Origin of the sequence: Pseudoflavonifractor gallinarum (assembly GCF_014982855.1) — a bacterium.
In the GTDB taxonomy this organism is placed as follows: domain Bacteria; phylum Bacillota; class Clostridia; order Oscillospirales; family Oscillospiraceae; genus Pseudoflavonifractor_A; species Pseudoflavonifractor_A gallinarum.
Genome location: NZ_JADCKF010000006.1, coordinates 126,247 through 141,822 on the forward strand (window position 1 = coordinate 126,247; position 15,576 = coordinate 141,822).

Annotated in this window: 14 protein-coding genes and 1 pseudogene; 4 read left to right on the forward strand and 11 right to left on the reverse strand. The window is 60.3% G+C overall.

Going from position 1 to position 15,576, the window contains the following annotated elements:
* Positions 1-10: 10 nt before the first annotated feature.
* On the reverse strand, positions 11-1,399 hold the full coding sequence (locus INF37_RS08085; RefSeq protein ID WP_193537603.1) for a transposase: 1,389 nt from the start codon (positions 1,397-1,399) through the stop codon (positions 11-13).
* Between the two features lie 134 nt (positions 1,400-1,533).
* Between INF37_RS08085 and INF37_RS08090 the strand changes: the two genes are divergently transcribed.
* The 3 genes from INF37_RS08090 to INF37_RS08100 all read left to right on the forward strand — a co-directional run bounded on the left by INF37_RS08090 (position 1,534) and on the right by INF37_RS08100 (position 3,092).
* Complete coding sequence (locus INF37_RS08090) at positions 1,534-1,914, forward strand: helix-turn-helix domain-containing protein (protein ID WP_193537605.1); 381 nt, start codon at positions 1,534-1,536, stop codon at positions 1,912-1,914.
* Between the two features lie 394 nt (positions 1,915-2,308).
* Complete coding sequence (gene ruvX / locus INF37_RS08095) at positions 2,309-2,728, forward strand: Holliday junction resolvase RuvX (protein WP_101693470.1); 420 nt, start codon at positions 2,309-2,311, stop codon at positions 2,726-2,728.
* Positions 2,729-2,786: 58 nt separating this feature from the next.
* Positions 2,787-3,092 carry a putative quinol monooxygenase gene (locus INF37_RS08100; RefSeq protein ID WP_101693471.1) on the forward strand — a complete coding sequence of 102 codons (306 nt, stop codon included), beginning with the start codon at positions 2,787-2,789 and terminating at the stop codon, positions 3,090-3,092.
* Here the strand turns inward: INF37_RS08100 and INF37_RS08105 are convergent.
* From INF37_RS08105 to INF37_RS08130, 6 genes are all read right to left on the reverse strand, one after another.
* Positions 3,089-3,451, reverse strand: coding sequence for a TSUP family transporter (locus tag INF37_RS08105; protein WP_193537607.1), 363 nt, complete (start codon positions 3,449-3,451; stop codon positions 3,089-3,091). The genes INF37_RS08100 and INF37_RS08105 overlap by 4 nt on opposite strands.
* Complete coding sequence (locus INF37_RS08110) at positions 3,445-3,825, reverse strand: TSUP family transporter (protein WP_235964270.1); 381 nt, start codon at positions 3,823-3,825, stop codon at positions 3,445-3,447. The genes INF37_RS08105 and INF37_RS08110 overlap by 7 nt, the downstream gene beginning before the upstream one ends.
* A 65-nt stretch (positions 3,826-3,890) precedes the next feature.
* Positions 3,891-4,586, reverse strand: a complete 696-nt coding sequence (locus INF37_RS08115; protein ID WP_101694000.1) for a tRNA threonylcarbamoyladenosine dehydratase — start codon at positions 4,584-4,586, stop codon at positions 3,891-3,893.
* Positions 4,587-4,702: 116 nt separating this feature from the next.
* Positions 4,703-6,250, reverse strand: coding sequence for a peptidylprolyl isomerase (locus tag INF37_RS08120; protein ID WP_193537609.1), 1,548 nt, complete (start codon positions 6,248-6,250; stop codon positions 4,703-4,705).
* Positions 6,251-6,383: 133 nt separating this feature from the next.
* On the reverse strand, positions 6,384-7,550 hold the full coding sequence (locus INF37_RS08125; protein WP_193537610.1) for an alanyl-tRNA editing protein: 1,167 nt from the start codon (positions 7,548-7,550) through the stop codon (positions 6,384-6,386).
* Between the two features lie 94 nt (positions 7,551-7,644).
* A complete protein-coding gene (locus INF37_RS08130) occupies positions 7,645-9,876 on the reverse strand; it encodes a hydratase (RefSeq protein WP_101693475.1) in 2,232 nt (743 codons plus the stop codon).
* A gap of 212 nt (positions 9,877-10,088) precedes the next feature.
* Here INF37_RS08130 and INF37_RS08135 point away from each other — a divergent pair, with 212 nt between their 5' ends.
* Positions 10,089-11,660, forward strand: coding sequence for an N-acetylmuramoyl-L-alanine amidase family protein (locus INF37_RS08135; protein ID WP_193537612.1), 1,572 nt, complete (start codon positions 10,089-10,091; stop codon positions 11,658-11,660).
* A gap of 72 nt (positions 11,661-11,732) precedes the next feature.
* Here INF37_RS08135 and INF37_RS16010 read toward each other — a convergent pair.
* The 4 genes and pseudogenes from INF37_RS16010 to upp form a co-directional block, all read right to left on the reverse strand.
* Positions 11,733-11,810 (reverse strand): annotated as a pseudogene (locus INF37_RS16010) (formate--tetrahydrofolate ligase); the annotation flags it as partial.
* Between the two features lie 139 nt (positions 11,811-11,949).
* Positions 11,950-13,614, reverse strand: a complete 1,665-nt coding sequence (locus INF37_RS08145) for a formate--tetrahydrofolate ligase (protein ID WP_101693477.1) — start codon at positions 13,612-13,614, stop codon at positions 11,950-11,952.
* Positions 13,615-13,781: 167 nt separating this feature from the next.
* A complete protein-coding gene (gene eutH / locus INF37_RS08150; protein WP_193537614.1) occupies positions 13,782-14,864 on the reverse strand; it encodes an ethanolamine utilization protein EutH in 1,083 nt (360 codons plus the stop codon).
* Between the two features lie 76 nt (positions 14,865-14,940).
* On the reverse strand, positions 14,941-15,570 hold the full coding sequence (gene upp / locus INF37_RS08155) for a uracil phosphoribosyltransferase (RefSeq protein WP_101694001.1): 630 nt from the start codon (positions 15,568-15,570) through the stop codon (positions 14,941-14,943).
* Positions 15,571-15,576 lie beyond the last annotated feature (6 nt).

Genomic DNA, 15,576 nt, shown 5'->3' on the forward strand with positions numbered 1-15,576 from the left:
CACCTCAAAGTTATATTTTCTCCATAACGGCTCTAATCTTCTCTCTCACAACCTGACCACAGGCAGAGTAGAGTTCCATCATATCAAGTAAGGTGATGACACCAAACTCATAGTCCGTATAAAGGACAACGAAACTCTGTGGCTTTGCATCGTACACTTTGAGCAGGACTGGCAACGATTTTCCAGCCAACTTTTCTCCGTCTGGAAGCATGGTGTAGAGCTGGAAGAAGAGATAGCCGAACAGGACACACACAATATGGAATGCAATCATGTTGATTTTTGTACTTTTGAAATCTTCAATTTTCCAAAAATCTTTAAGCTGTCGATAGTCCTCTTCAATTTCTGGACGCAACTCATAGATTTTGATAATATCTCTGGCCAATTTGGAGGTGTCCGTCGTGACAAACACAAAGTATTGTCCATTTTCCATATCCCAAACAACACAAGCATTTAAGTCAACGTCCGCACTTGGGCAAGCACTTTCCCAATATGGGCCGACATGAGGGACGAGTGAAATTCTTTGCTGACTACGTTTAGGATTTGGGTGTTTACTCCAATCGTTATTTTGGATAGCACATTCAACCGCAAGCCTATAAGCATCCATATTATTTCGGAGAGGAACATAGGTATCCACATTCCGCTTGCGCTTTAAGTAGTTCATTACGGGGCGGGAAATAAAGCCACGGTCGTTAATTAGAATGTCGCCCGATCTAAAAACTGGGGAATGCTTTATCATTCGTTCGCTCAGAGACATATCGTGTACATTGATTGGGCCAAAGCGAATATCCTCAATAATTCCCGTGTCTCCAACAATTCCACGAATAGTTGCTAGTTTATAGCCGCGACAAGGAGAATTTGTTCGCTTACTGACGGATATGCCAGACTGTTCATAGTGTTTATTCTTAAAGTTCACTTCAAGGTCTGTGCAGTCCAAAATGTGAATGTTGGGAACTAGATTTAGGTGTGGGAGAACTTGATTCTGAACGACACTGTTGTATCCGTTGAAAAGGTCTTCTGCTTGGTATTTGCCTAACAAGGCACGCAAACTTCCTTCTCGCATCAAACCAGCACCTAGTTTTCCCTCTGTTTCGATTAGCGTGTAGCCGAGTTTGGCCAGAGTTCGATGGTCGGAAATAGCATACGGAATATCTGTCAGACTTGTTTTCACTTTCATTTTTGCGGCGATTGCAGAGGCCCATACCAAATCGTAGGGAATAATTGTATTGTCTGCCCGTTTATCTTGAATATTGGTCGATAAAAATTTAAGGATACCAGAGGTGTGCATCGAAAGAATGATTTCATCGACTAGACTGGAAATGCTAAGAGCCGCAGAGTCTAGCTTGCCAGCTCTGACTTTTGTCAAAACAGACTCTTTGTTTTGCCTACACGCCTTAATCACAATGCACACCTCCTTTCCCTCTTTTGTTCACTATTAGTATAACATAAGTACACTCATTTGTCTACTCTCAGAGCCACTTATGAGCACCAAACGTAGACTCATTTTCTATAAACTAGACAGCGAGGTGAGACAGTATGATAGATATTGGAACCAGAATAAAAGACCTAAGAAATGCCAGAAGAATGACTCAGGCCGAATTTGCAGAGAGAATTAATGTGACGAAATCTACTGTCTCAGCATATGAGAATGGGACAAGGTTTCCTTCTTATGATGTTCTGATTAGAATTGCCCGGTTATTTAAGGTAAGCACAGATAACCTTTTGGGATACAGTGAAAAATCCGTGGTGGATGTGACCGGATTGACCCGGAAGCAAATAAATGTTATTCAGGATGTTGTAATCACTTATAAGAGGCATAATCTCCTCTATCGACAGATGATGGATGAGGATAGTGTGGCTGACCGTCTAGCGGCTATGGGTTTGATTGATGAAGATGAGGCCGATTGGATGAAATAGGCAACAAAAAAAGAGCCTTTCGGCTCTTAATAAAAGTAAACAAAATACCGCCCCTTACAAAATGTCATGTTTGACCCCGGCTCAGGATGAGCCGCTGACATAATGCTTTGGAATATCAGGCATACCACGCCAAATTAGCGGGCTGGGCATCTACGCCAGTGAGCGCAAACGTGCTCTACGGCTCCGAAGCGAATTTGGGTATATGCGCGAACATACACTTGCTTCATTTAGACACCCCCCCTATTCCGAAGGGGCGGTATTTTAGATTATAGCAGAAAAAATTTGGAAGTCAAAATTTTTTTGATGCTTACTTTGCGAATCGAAGTGAAATAAAAATTGACTTTTTCCTTCTCTGCCCGGATAATAGAACCAGACACGAAGGAGGAATGAAACCATGCGCATTATGGCCATCGACTACGGCGATGCCCGCACCGGGATCGCCATATCGGACGCCACCGGTCTGCTGGCCGGCTTTACCACCGTCATCCACAGCCGAAAGAGCGAGGTGGTCGCGGAGGAGATCGAAAAGCTGATCGCCGCCCACGGGGTGGAGGAGCTGGTCATGGGCTTCCCCCGCAATATGGACGGCACAGAGGGCCCCCGGGCCGAGCTCTACCGGGCATTCGCCGGACAGCTGGAGGAGCGTACCGGCCTCACCCCGGTGCTCTGGGACGAGCGGCGCACCACCGTGGAGGCCCACAGCATCCTCCACGCCAGCGGCAAGAAGATGAAGCAGCACAAAAAGACGGTGGACGCCGTGGCCGCCACGCTGATCCTGGAGGGCTATCTCACCCTCCGCCGGAACCGCCCCTGATCCCATCTCCTCCGGCGTGCATCCCCGCACATCATGTTTTGGAAAGGAGTCTTTTCTCATGCATATCGTGCTCAATGTGACCTACACCCTCCACCCCGGCGCCCGGGAGGCCTTCCTGGCCGCCCTTCAGCAGAACCAGCTTCTGGAACAGGTCCGCGGAGAGGCGGGCTGTCTCCAGTATGAGCTCTTTGCCGCCGTGGAGTCTCCCGACCGGCTGGTGCTGCTGGAGCACTGGGACAGCCAGGCCCATCTGGACGCCCATATGGCGGGCGCTCCCTTCCAGGCCATCCACCAGGTGGAGCAGGCCCACGTGGCCCAGGTGGATGTCCGCCGCTTTGATGTGAGCGCCGGAGAGAAGGGTTAACGGGGCCGGGCGAAGAGCTCCCGCACCCCTACCACCAGCAGGAAGCCCCCAAAGCACCGGTGGAGCAGCTCCACCTCCAGCCCTGTGGCCACCCAGGCCGCCAGTGCGGTGCCCGCCAGTCCGGCCAGGATGGCGGGCACCGCTGTTTTTTTGTCTACATACCCGTTGCGCACATGGGAAACGAGGGCGGTGGACGCCGTGGGCAGAAAATAGAGCAGGTTGATCCCCTGGGCCAGGTGCTGGGGGATTCCGGCGACCGCGGTCAGATAGAGGAGCAGAAGGGTCCCCCCGCCCACGCCGAACCCGGAGAGGATGCCGGTCAGCCCGCCCACCAGCACCGCCACCCACCAGGCTACCATCCCAGCAGCGCCTTCCCCCCGCCGTAGAGAAGGAACGCGCCGAAAATCCGGCGCAGCCACAGGATATTGACCCCCCGGAAGAGCTTTCCGCCCAAGAATCCTCCTGCCAGTCCCCCCACCAGATAGGGCAGCGCCAGGGATAGATCCAGCCCGCCCCGGAGCCAGTAGATCCCGGCCGAGAGCATGCACAGGGGCAAGATCACCGCCACCGATGTGGCGAAGGCCCGGCGGGGCTCCAGCTGACAGCGGCCCAGGAGCATGGGCACCAGGATCATCCCCCCTCCCCCGCCGAAAAAGCCGTTTGCCAGCCCCGCCAATCCACCTGCAACCAGGGCGGCCAGGGGCAGCCGCTGTTTTTTTCCATTCTGATTCATCAAAAAGCATCCCTCCATTGGTCTCAGTCTGCCAATGGAGGGATGCTTTTATTCCAGATTCCGTTCTATGCCTGGTTCCGTCCGGCAAGTGTCATGATCACATCGCCGGCCATCATCAGCCCCGCGCAGGAGGGCACCCAGGACACGCTGGCGGGCACGCTGCGGCGTCCCGGCGGCGGGGCCTCCCCGCTCTGGTCCGTGACAGCGGGCAGCTCAGGAGACCAGACCACCCGGTGGTGATGGATCCCCCGATTGCGCAGTTCCTTGCGCACCACCCGGGCCAGGGGACAGCCCTCTGTTTTGGAGATGTCGCTGATGCGGAACTGGCTGGGGTCCAGCTTGTTGCCCGTGCCCAGCGCTGAGATCATGGGGATCCCCCGTTCCAGCGCGGTCTGGATCAGATCCAGCTTGCAGGAGACCAGGTCGATGGCGTCCACCACAAAATCATAGCGCTCGCCGAAAAACTCCTCCCGGCAGGCTCCCTCATACCGTTTTACCACCGGTGTCACCCGACAATCCGGACTGATATCTCTCACCCGGGCGGCCAGGGCCTCCGCCTTGGGCATCCCCAGGGTGGAGTGGAGGGCCCCCAGCTGCCGGTTCAGGTTAGTCATTCCCACCTCGTCATGGTCCACCAGGGTCAGCGCGCCGATCCCGGCCCGGGCCAGGGCCTCCACGGCCCAGCTTCCCACGCCGCCCAGACCGAACACGGCCACATGGCTGTTCCACAGCCGCTCCATGGCGGCCTCCCCCAGCATCATCTCCGTACGCAAAAAGGCTTCCTGTCCCACTGTGTTCACTCCTTCCGCCCGATAAAACAGGGGCGGGGCAATGCCCCGCCCCCTCAGGCTGTCAAATTCAAATGGTCTCGTGCAGATCAGCCGATATACTGGATACCGGAGCCGTCCACAGCCTCATAGCCCTCCTGCAGGCCCTCCAGCCAGGTCTGGACGTCGGCATCCCGCAGATCGTTCTCCGCGGTGTACTTCCACAGAGGATCGCCCACGCTGTCCAGATACATCACATGCCAGCCCTGCTGTCCGGACTGGGTATTCTCCACCAGACCGGTGTCGCCCACCTTGCGGCCATCGGCAAAGATCCAGTTCAGGAAATCGGCAAAGAAGCTGGTGTCCCGGGTCACATCCTCATAGAGGCCGCCGTTGTCCTTGGAGCCGGGGTCCTCGGAGTTGGCCTTGGCCAGCTCGGCAAAGGAGTCGGCGCTCTGATCGCCCGCCTTGAACTGATCCAGGATCTCCTGGGCCTTATCCTCGGCGGCCTGCATGGCCTCCTCGGTGGGCTCCTCCGCTCCCTCGGCCACCTCGGCCTTCACCAGGATGTGGCGGATATTGGCGGTGCCGAAGTCGTCCTCATTGCGGAAGCGCTCCACAAACTGCACCACATAGTAGCCGGAGCCCTCGGACTCGACCACCGTGATGTCGCCGGCCTTACGGCTGCTGTCGCTGAGCCACTCCTGATAGGGGCCGGCCAGGGCGCTGCCCACATGGCTCATCTCTCCCTCATAGGTGAGGTCCTCGTCCTCCGCCTTGGCCGCCTCGGCCGCCGTGGCAAAGTCAGACTTCTCCACCTCGCTCCGGAAGGCGTCGGCCTTAGCCTTGGCCGCCTCCATCGCAGCAGTCTGCTCCTCTTCCGTGGGCTCCACGGTGTTGCCCTCTTCATCGGTGGTGCTCTCAGCGGTGCCGCTGAAGAAGATGGTGTGATAGCGGAAGGTATCCAGGTCCGCGGCGTTCTCGGTGTAATACTCCTCCAGCGCGGCGTCATCATAGGTCAGGCTGTCGGAATAAGCGGTCTGGTACTGAGAGGCCAGAAGGCTCTCCTCCAGGCAGCTGCGCAGGACCTTTTCATTCATATAAGAGCCAAAGTAGGCCTTGAGGAAGCTGTTCAGGCTGGGGTAGCCGCTCTGGCTGGCGCCGCTGCGGTAGCTCTCCAGGGCGGTCTCCAGCTGCTCCTGGCTCTCCTCGGTCAGAGTCACGCCCTCTTCCCGGGCCGCATCGGCCAGGGCGGCCTCCTTGATCATGGTAGCCTTCGCCTGCTCCATAAAGAGATCATAGAAGGTCTTGCCGCTCTCCTCGTCCACCACCTGGTCCCGGTCGGACTTGGTGGAGTCATAGCCCATCATGGACAGATAATAGCCGTAGCTCTGCTTGGTCTGCCCATAGTAGTAGGAGACCTCAGCGGGGCTGTAATCCCGTCCGTTGATGGTCATAGCGACGGTACGACTCTGGAAGAAGCCGGAATTCCAAACCAGCAGGGCCACCACCAGGACGGCCACCACCACGCCGATGACCGTATAGATCACCGTATTCCGCTTCTTGATGGCAGCTTCCTTGCGCTCCTTGATCTGCTTCTGGGTGAGCCCCTGGTTGGGGTCATCCTGGCGCTGCTTCTTTTCTCTGGATGCGCTCATTTTGTTCAGTCCTCTCGTAGTAATTCCCGCGAAGGGTAGTCTTCGCATAAACAACTTGACATTATACAGGAAAAGCCGTTTTCTTTCAAGTCCCAAGGCGGCTTCTCCGCCCGCTGCATCCTGTTTTTACGGTTTATTCACACTTGTCCCACCAGGCTTCGATGGCCGCCCGGCCGGCGGTGACGCTGCCCTGGACCATCCCGGCCGAGCCGCCGCCCCGTCCCTCCAGGGCGGCATTCATCTCCCGGACCAGCGGCCGGAGATCCCGCCCCGCGGAGCCCAGAATATAGCGGAAGCGTCCCTCCTCCGGGGCAAAGGCGGCACACAGTCCGATCCCCCGCTCCAAGGCGGCGTTGACCAGCGCCCGGAGCCCGTCGGTGTCCAACTCTTCAAAAACCAGTACCCGCTCGGTCTCCCGGGGCAGAAGCTCCGCCTTGGCGCAGGCCAGTGCCCGCCCCAGCCGGGCAGCGCGGAGCTTGGTCTGTTCCAGCTCCCCGCTCATCCGGCGGGCGGCCTCCGCCACGTCCTCCTGCTTGGCCGAGAGCAGATTGGAAATGGCCGTGATGCTCTCCTGCTTGCGCATCACATCCTCCACCGCCCGGCTGCCGCAGAGCATGCGCAGGCGCACGCCCCCCTTCCAGTTCTGCATGGAGAGCAGGTGGATGAGCCCCACCTCCCCCGTCCGCCCCACATGGGGCGCGCAGCAGGCACACCGGTCATACCCGGAAATGGTGACGATGCGCACGTGCTCCTTCAGATCCAGCTTGCTGCGGTATTCCAGGTGCTCCAGCTCCTCCGGCGCGGGGTAGGCGCATACCATGGAGACATTCTCCGCCACTGCCCGGTTGGCCCGGCGCTCTACCTCCTGGACGTCCGCCCAGGTCACCGGCCCGCTCAGGTCGATGGTGACTTCCTCATCTCCCAGATGAAAGCCCACGTTCTCCAGTCCGTAGAGGGTGTGGAAGAGCCCGGAGACGATGTGCTCTCCGGTGTGGCACTGCATCCGGGAAAAACGCACCTCCCAGTCGATCTCCCCCCGCACGCGGGTACCCACCGGCAGAGGACGGTCCGTGTGGTGCCAGATCGTGTCCTCCACCTCCTGGGTGTCGGTGACGGACAGGGGCTCTCCCTCCGCCGGGTACAGGCTTCCCACATCGCCGAACTGTCCGCCCCCCTCTGGAAAGAAACAGGTTCGGTCCAGGGCGATCCGCCATCCGCCCTTCCGCTCCTCACAGGCCAGAACCGTGGCCTCTACCGAGCGGATATAACTGTCCAGATCATACACGCGCTCTGTCATCATAGTACGTATTTCTCCTTTTCAACCTTTGGAAAACAAGTCTTTTGTCAAAAGCGGGGACCCGCGGCGCGGGTCCCCGTCTTTTCGATGGCTTACCTTATTTGGCGTAGTAGTTGATGAGGCATCCGGCCAGGATGATCTCCCGCTCTTCCTGGGTGATGCCGGGCAGCTTGAGGGTCACCGGACGCTCCGCTCCGTTCTGGATCAGGACGGCCTGGATGCTCTCCTCGCCCCGCTCCAGCGCGACACGAATCCCGGGCAGATAGAGCTGATCGCCGGGCTGGATGTTCCAATCCTTCACGTCCTCGGCGATGAAGGGGAGCATGCCCCAGTTCACCACATTGGAGCGGTAGCGCTTGGTGGCAAACTCCGCGCACAGGTTGGCGCAGCCGCCCAGCACCCGCTGGCAGGAAGCCGCCTGCTCCCGGGCGGAGCCGTCGCCGGGCTTGAGGGCCATGACAAAGGAACCCAGGCCGGTGGTCTTGGGATCCCGTCCCATGAGGGCATCGGTGGCCTCTCCGGCGCGGCGCTTGCGCTCCTCCGCCAGGATGGCCTTGGCGCGGGGCACATACTGGGGATCCTTCCGGGACAGGGCAAACTCGCTCAGCCGCAGGGGGTTGGAGCGATAGGAAGAGGTCTCACCGGAGGGGATCAGCTCATCGGTGGTGGTCACCGGGTCGTAGATGGCTGCCGCCGCCGTGAGGAGCAGGTTCTCCGGCAGGGGGATCTGCTCGGGCCAGTCGGCGATGTTGGGGCCGTAGACCAGCTCGGTCTCGGGCTTTGCCTTCCCCACGCCGAAATAGACCCGGGAGCGGTAGGCCGAATCGTCATAGCTCCAGCTCTCGTCCTTCTGATCGGCCGGGCAGTCGGGCAGCTCGTCCGCCCCGGTGAGCACGCCGCCGTTGCGGGCGGTGGCCGCAATGGAGCGGGCGTCCATCAGGGCCACATAGGAGATCTGGCCCTCGCCGGGCTTGGAGCCCTCCCGGTTGGGGAAGTTGCGGGTGGAGTGGCGGATGGAGAAGGCGCCGTTGGCGGGCACGTCTCCCGCGCCGAAGCAGGGGCCGCAGAAGCAGGAGCGGATGGAGGCACCCGCCGCCATCAGGTCGGCGATGTAGCCCTGCCGGGTCAGCTCCAGATTGATGGGCATGGAGCCGGGGTAGCAGGAGAGCCAGAACTCATCCGGTCCGATGGCGCTCCCCTTCAGGATCTGGGCGGCGCGTACCAGGTTCTGATAAGTACCGCCCGAGCAGCCGGCGATGACGCCCTGATCCACCCGGAACTGTCCATTCACCAGCTTGTCGGTGAGGGGCGCGGCGCCCTTGATCCCCAGCTGTTCGGCCGCGTCGGCCTCCACCTGGCGGAGCAGCTCCCGGGCGTTGGCCTTGAACTCCCGGATGGTATAGGCGTTGGAGGGATGGAAGGGCAGGGCGATCATGGGCTCCACCGTGGACAGGTCCACCTCCAGAAGGCCGTCATACCAGGCTCCGTCCGCAGGGGCCTGGGCCTTGAACTCCTCGCCCCGGCCCAGGGCAGTCAGATGCGCGCGGGTCGTCTCGTCGGTGCTCCACACCGAGGACAGGCAGGCAGTCTCGGTGGTCATAACGTCGATGCCGGAGCGGTAGTCCATGGACAGGCTCCCCACGCCGGGTCCAAAGAACTCCATGACGGCGTTCTTCACCACGCCCTCCCGGAAGGTGGCCCCGATGATAGCAAGGGCCACATCCTGGGGACCCACGCCGGGCCGGGGCGCACCGGTGAGATGGATGCCGATGACCTTGGGATAGGCGATGTCATAGGTCTTGCGCAGGAGCTGACGGGCCAGCTCCGGTCCGCCCTCGCCGATGGCCATAGTACCGTAGGCGCCATACCGGGTGTGGGAGTCGGAACCCAGGATCATCTTGCCCGGCGCGGCATACCGCTCCCGCATATAGGAGTGGATGACCGCCTGATGGGCAGGTACAAACTCACCGCCGTACTTCTTGGCGGCCGAGAGGCCGAAGACATGGTCGTCCTCATTGATGGTGCCGCCCACCGCGCACAGGGAGTTGTGGCAGTTGGTGAGCACATAGGGCAGCGGGAATTCCGTCAGCCCGGAGGCCCGGGCAGTCTGGATGATGCCCACATAGGTGATGTCATGGGAGGCCATGGCATCGAACCGGATGGCCAGACGGTCCATGGTGTCCAGGGTGTTGTGGGCCTTGAGGATGCCGTAGGCCATAGTGCCCTCTCTGGCCTGGGCGGGGGCAGGCAGACCGGCGGTCCGGCCCTCCTCCTCCGAGAGGAAGGCGCCGGAACGGTAGTAAACGCCGGAACGTGTGATTCGAATCATGTGGTTTCCCTCCAAACGGTGTCGCTCTCATTTAGCGACTTAATTTATTGTATCAAGAAGCGGCAGAGAGCGCAACCCTTCCAAGCCCCTTCTTTCCCGATTTTGCACAAGTTCTTTTGAAATTTATGTCAACTATTTTTCCTGGATTCGGTTGACGGATTTGCTCCTTTCCGGTAAAATTATGTCTGCAATTCTCAGAAAAGGAGTCCGTCATGAAAAAAACTTTCCTATGTCTCCTCGCCATGCTCTGTCTGCTGGCCGGCTTTCTCACCGCCCAGGCGGCCGGACCGGCGGGAACGTTGAGCGTCTCTTTTTACAGTGAGAGCGCCAAGCGCTATGACGCCCCTGTCCAGACCGATCTGGTTCAGCTCCAGCTGGACGGCACGTCCCTTACCCCGCCTGACGTCCCGGCCCTCATCCAGTACATCGGCGGCGCAGGGCGGACTCTGGTCCCGGTGCGTCTGGTCTCGGAAGCCCTGGGTGCCGACGTGCTCTGGGTCAACGACACCCGTCAGGTCATCATCCAGAATGAGAGTCAGACCATCGTGCTCACCCTGGGCTCCTCCAAGGCAACGGTCAACGGCACGATTACCGATCTGCCCGGCGGCGTTCCGGCCGGTGCCGTCAAATACAACGGAAAAGAGAGCACCATGGTCCCCCTCCGTTTTGTCTCCGAGACCCTGGGTGCGGAGGTCCTCTGGGATAACGACACCTTTACTGCCGATATCCGTACCGGTGCAGTTACTCCGACTCCCACCCCCACGCCGACCCCGACTCCTACTCCTACGCCTACGCCCACACCGACTCCCACTCCCACGCCGACCCCTACGCCCACACCGTCGCCGGAGCATGAGGACCGGGGCACTATCGTGCGCATTGAGCAGGATGACAACGCCCAGTCCGTCTTTATTGCCACAAACCACGTGCCGGAATACCGGGTGGTGGATCTGGGAACCCGGGTCGCCGTGGATATTCTGGGCACGGTCATCGACCCGGGCAGCGGCAGCATCACCGTGGAAAACGAAGTGATCACCGCCGTCCGCTACGCCCAGCACGGGGACGACCTGGGATACAGCTATCCCCACACGGTGCGCGTGGTCTTTGACCTGGCGGAGGGCTTTACCTACTCGGAAAATATAACCGTAGAGAAGCAGGTGGGCGGCGTTCTGGTGACCTCCCACTATGAGGATGTGGCGCCTCCTCCGGACATTCCCACCGATCCCATCGACCCCTCCACGGCCACCATCGTGATCGACCCCGGCCATGGCGGCTCCGCCTCCGGCGCCTACTACGAGGGGATCATGGAAAAGGATCTCACCTTCCCCATCAGTCTCTATCTGCGGGACATTCTGGAGGACGAGGGCTACAACGTAATCATGACCCGGGAGAGTGACGTCTACATGACCCTCTCCGACCGCTGTGCGGTGGCTAATGAGGTGGACGCCGACCTCTTCATCAGTATCCACTGCAACGCCTTGGCCAACAACACGAATTACCAGGGGCTCATCACCTTCTATTCCACAGGCAGTACCAAGGGCCAAAAACTGGCCCAGGCCGTCCAGGACGCCACGGCGGAGGCCACCGGGGCCATCAACCGCGGCATCCGGAACAACTCCGACTATACCGTCCTGCGGCAGACCAAAATGCCCGCCATTCTGGTGGAGACCGGCTTTATGTCCTCCCATGAGGAGCTCATGCGCCTGTCCGACCCGGCCTACCAGCAGCTTCTGGCGCAGGGCATGGCGGATGGTATCATCCGGTACCTGAACTCTTCTTCCTCATAATTACAAAACAAAAAACCCTGTCCGGGCACTGCGCACCGGACAGGGTTTTTTTATGAACACGGAATGGAACGCTTAGAACAGCCCGGAGATCACGCCGTTCTCGTCGATATCGATCTTCTCCGCCGACGGCACCTTGGGCAGGCCGGGCATGCTTCCCAAAGCGGCGGGCCGCTTTGGGGCCCTTTTCTTTGATCTGCTCGGGCGGAATCAATCCGCCCGGCATCAAGCATTTGGCTTTGCCAAAGGACTTGTTGCGCCGCACCTGCGGCGGACATGACCATTCCCGGCCTTAGAACAAACCAGAGATCACGCCGTTCTCGTCGATATCGATCTTCTCCGCCGACGGCACCTTGGGCAGGCCGGGCATGGTCATGATATCACCGGTCAGTGCAACGATGAAGCCGGCACCCGCCGAGACCTTCAGGTTGCGCACTGTGATGCGGAAGCCCTTGGGAGCGCCCAGGAGAGTCTGATCGTCCGAGAAGGAGTACTGCGTCTTGGCCATGCAGATGGGCAGATTGCCGTAGCCCAGCTCGGTCAGCTGCTTGAGCTGCTTCTTGGCGTTGGGGGTCAGATCCACGCCCTCGGCCCGGTAGATCTTGGTGGCGATGGCGTTGAGCTTCTCCTCAATGGAGGCGTCCGACTCATAGCAGTAGCGGAACTGGTTGGGCTGCTCGCACAGACGGACCACTTCCTCGGCCAGGGCCTTGCCGCCCTCGCCGCCCTTGGCCCACACCTCGGACAGGGCCACGTTGACGCCCAGCTCCTTGCACTTGTCCTCCACCAGCTTGAGCTCGGCGGCGGTATCCGTGGGGAAGGCATTGATGGCCACCACGCAGGGCAGGCCAAAGACCTTGGTCACATTCTCCACGTGCTGGAGCAGGTTGGGAAGGCCGGCCTCCAGCGCGGTCAGGTTCTCCTGATTCAGATCGGCCTTGGCCACGCCGCCGTGGTGCTTCAGGGCGCGGACGGTGGCCACGATCACCACGGCGCTGGGCGCGAAGCCCGCGGCGCGGCACTTGATGTCCAGGAACTTCTCGGCACCCAGGTCGGCGCCGAAGCCCGCCTCGGTGACCACATAGTCGCCCAGCTTCATGCCGGTGTCGGTGGCCATGATGGAGTTACAGCCGTGGGCGATGTTGGCAAAGGGTCCGCCGTGGATGAGCGCGGGGGTGTGCTCCAGGGTCTGGACCAGGTTAGGCTTGATGGCGTCCTTCAGGAGGGCGGCCATGGCTCCCTCGGCCTTCAGGTCATGGGCGGTGACCGGCTTGTCATCCCGGGTATAGGCCACGACCATGCGGGCCAGGCGGGCCTTCAGATCGGTCAGGCTGGTGGCCAGGCACAGAACTGCCATGATCTCGGAGGCCACCGTGATGTCGAATCCGTCCTCACGGGGCACGCCGTTGGGCTTGCCGCCCAGGCCGCAGATGATGTTGCGCAGCTGACGGTCATTCATATCCACCGCGCGCTTCCAGGTGATCTTGCGCACGTCGATATCCAGCGCATTGCCCTGCTGAATGTGGTTATCCAGCATGGCGGCCAGCAGGTTGTTGGCCGCGCCGATGGCGTGGAAGTCACCGGTGAAGTGGAGGTTGATCTCCTCCATGGGGACCACCTGGGCATATCCACCGCCGGCCGCGCCGCCCTTCACACCGAACACGGGGCCCAGGCTGGGCTCGCGCAGGCAGAGAACGACCTTTTTGCCCAGCTGATTCAGGGCATCGGCCAGTCCCACACTGGTGGTGGTCTTACCCTCGCCTGCCGGCGTGGGGTTGATGGCGGTCACCAGCACCAGCTTGGCCTTTCGAGGCATCTCTCGCAGGGGGTTGAGATCCAGCTTGGCCTTGGTGCGGCCATAGGGCTCCAGCATGTCCTCGGCAACTCCAAGCTTGGCGGCCACTTCTGCGATGGGCAGCATTTTCGCTTCCTGCGCGATTTCGATATCCGTTTTCATCGGAATACAGCCTCCTTTATCCATGTTCGCTTTCCGTTTGTTGTATGTAATCAATGGAATGTCCCGACTCCGGGAAACTCTGTTTCCATACTAGCACGGAAACGGAGGCATTGTCAAGACTTGGCAGTTTAGTTTTTGAAATTTTCTTCTCAAGGCATCCGACCCCCTTATTGTCCCTCCGACTTGACCCGCGGATAGAAGAGGGCCGCTGCGCCCAGCGCACACACGCCGCTCAGCAGCTTGGAGGCCACAAAGGCCGCCACCACCGGTCCCGGCTCCACGCTGGCGATAAAGGCCATCTGTCCCCCCAGGGCAAAGGCGCCCGACACGGAAAAGGCGGCGTTCATGGCCTTTCCTCTGGGGTCCATCTGGCTGAACAGAGGGAGCATGGAGAGACTGGTGGCCAGGCTCAAAATCAGACCCACCGCCGCGGACTCATTCACACCCATCCAGCCCGCAAGGCGCCGGATGGGTCCCTGGCACCAGGCCAGGATCAGCCGGGAGAGCACCATGGCCCCGCAGACCACCGCGGTGATCTTCAGCACCACCACAAGGGCCTCCTCCGCCAACCCCGGCTCCGAAAGATTCCACGCCGGGAGAAAGAGTCCCAGCACCACCAGCGCGAAGAGCACAAAGCTCAGCGCCCGCACCCCGTTGCCCAGCAGCAGAAGCACCCGGGTGGTGGGGCCGGTGGCCTTCCAGAGGGCTAGGCAGAGCCCCGCACAGACCAGCAGAATAGGGGCACAGGTCCTTGCCAGCTCCCCCCATCCCACGCCCAGCAAAATGCCTCCGCTCAGAAGAGCGGCAGGGAGGGTGACGATCCCCAGCACCAGTCCCCGCATCATGGCTCCCACCTCTTCCCGCCCGATCCCGGCCAGAGAGAGGGGCAGCACAAAGCTCAGGGCACAGCCCAGTGTGGAGGAGACGATCACACCGGCAAACCGTCCTACCGCCGGATTCCCCGCCATTTCCCGGGCAATGGACCACCCGCCCAGGTCGGGGGCCAGGATGCAGCCCACCAGTACGCAGGGGTCAAAGGGGAGCACTCCGGCGAGAGCCGCCACCGCCTGGGTATTGCCCCGCACCGCGGTGATGCCCAGACAGTACAGCCCCACCAGGGAGATGGCCAGCCTGCCCATGGAGTCCACACCCCGTCCAAAGGGCTCCGCCAGTCCCATCCGGCCGCCCAGCAGCTGATCCAGCAGCCCCAGGGCCGCCAGAACCAGCAGAAACGCAATCAATCCATTCATATTCTCTCATCCCGCCATAAAAAGAGGGACGCCCCGCGCATATACCGGGGGCGTCCCTTCATCCAGTGTGATATTCTTACTTGGTGCCGAAGATACGGTCGCCCGCATCGCCCAGGCCGGGCACGATGTAGCCGTGCTCGTTGAGCTTCTCATCCACAGCGGCCACATAGATCTCCACGTCGGGATGATCCTTGTGGACCCGCTCGATGCCCTCGGGGGCAGCGATGATGTTCATCAGCTTGATGTGCTTGACATCATAGTTCTTGATGAACTGGATGGCCGCGGAGGCGGAGCCGCCGGTAGCCAGCATGGGATCGAGGATGATGATGTCACGCTCGGCAATGTCGTTGGGCATCTTGCAGTAGTACTCCACGGGCTCCAGGGTCTCGGGATCCCGGTACAGGCCGATGTGGCCCACCTTGGCGGCGGGGAGCAGCTCCAGAATGCCGTCCACCATGCCCAGGCCGGCCCGCAGCACGGGAACGATGGCCAGCTTCTTGCCCGCCAGGGTCTTGAACTTGGCGGTGGTGATGGGGGTCTTGATCTCGACCTCCTCCAGCGGCAGGTCGCGGGTGGCCTCATAGCACATAAGGGTGGCGATCTCGGAAACGACCTCCCGGAACTCCTTGGAGCCGGTGCGCTCATCCCGCAGGATGGAGAGCTTGTGCTGCAGCAGCGGGTGGTCCAGAATGTGTACCTTTTCCATGTCCAT

Excerpts from the sequence above, each read along its gene's own strand:
- INF37_RS08090 (WP_193537605.1), top strand. The coding sequence starts at position 1,534 with ATGATAGATATTGGAACCAGAATAAAAGACCTAAGAAATGCCAGAAGA.
- ruvX (WP_101693470.1), top strand. The coding sequence starts at position 2,309 with ATGCGCATTATGGCCATCGACTACGGCGATGCCCGCACCGGGATCGCC.
- INF37_RS08100 (WP_101693471.1), top strand. The coding sequence starts at position 2,787 with ATGCATATCGTGCTCAATGTGACCTACACCCTCCACCCCGGCGCCCGG.
- INF37_RS08105 (WP_193537607.1), bottom strand. The coding sequence starts at position 3,451 with ATGGTAGCCTGGTGGGTGGCGGTGCTGGTGGGCGGGCTGACCGGCATC.
- INF37_RS08110 (WP_235964270.1), bottom strand. The coding sequence starts at position 3,825 with ATGAATCAGAATGGAAAAAAACAGCGGCTGCCCCTGGCCGCCCTGGTT.
- INF37_RS08115 (WP_101694000.1), bottom strand. The coding sequence starts at position 4,586 with ATGATGCTGGGGGAGGCCGCCATGGAGCGGCTGTGGAACAGCCATGTG.
- INF37_RS08120 (WP_193537609.1), bottom strand. The coding sequence starts at position 6,250 with ATGAGCGCATCCAGAGAAAAGAAGCAGCGCCAGGATGACCCCAACCAG.
- INF37_RS08125 (WP_193537610.1), bottom strand. The coding sequence starts at position 7,550 with ATGATGACAGAGCGCGTGTATGATCTGGACAGTTATATCCGCTCGGTA.
- INF37_RS08130 (WP_101693475.1), bottom strand. The coding sequence starts at position 9,876 with ATGATTCGAATCACACGTTCCGGCGTTTACTACCGTTCCGGCGCCTTC.
- INF37_RS08135 (WP_193537612.1), top strand. The coding sequence starts at position 10,089 with ATGAAAAAAACTTTCCTATGTCTCCTCGCCATGCTCTGTCTGCTGGCC.
- INF37_RS08145 (WP_101693477.1), bottom strand. The coding sequence starts at position 13,614 with ATGAAAACGGATATCGAAATCGCGCAGGAAGCGAAAATGCTGCCCATC.
- eutH (WP_193537614.1), bottom strand. The coding sequence starts at position 14,864 with ATGAATGGATTGATTGCGTTTCTGCTGGTTCTGGCGGCCCTGGGGCTG.
- upp (WP_101694001.1), bottom strand. The coding sequence starts at position 15,570 with ATGGAAAAGGTACACATTCTGGACCACCCGCTGCTGCAGCACAAGCTC.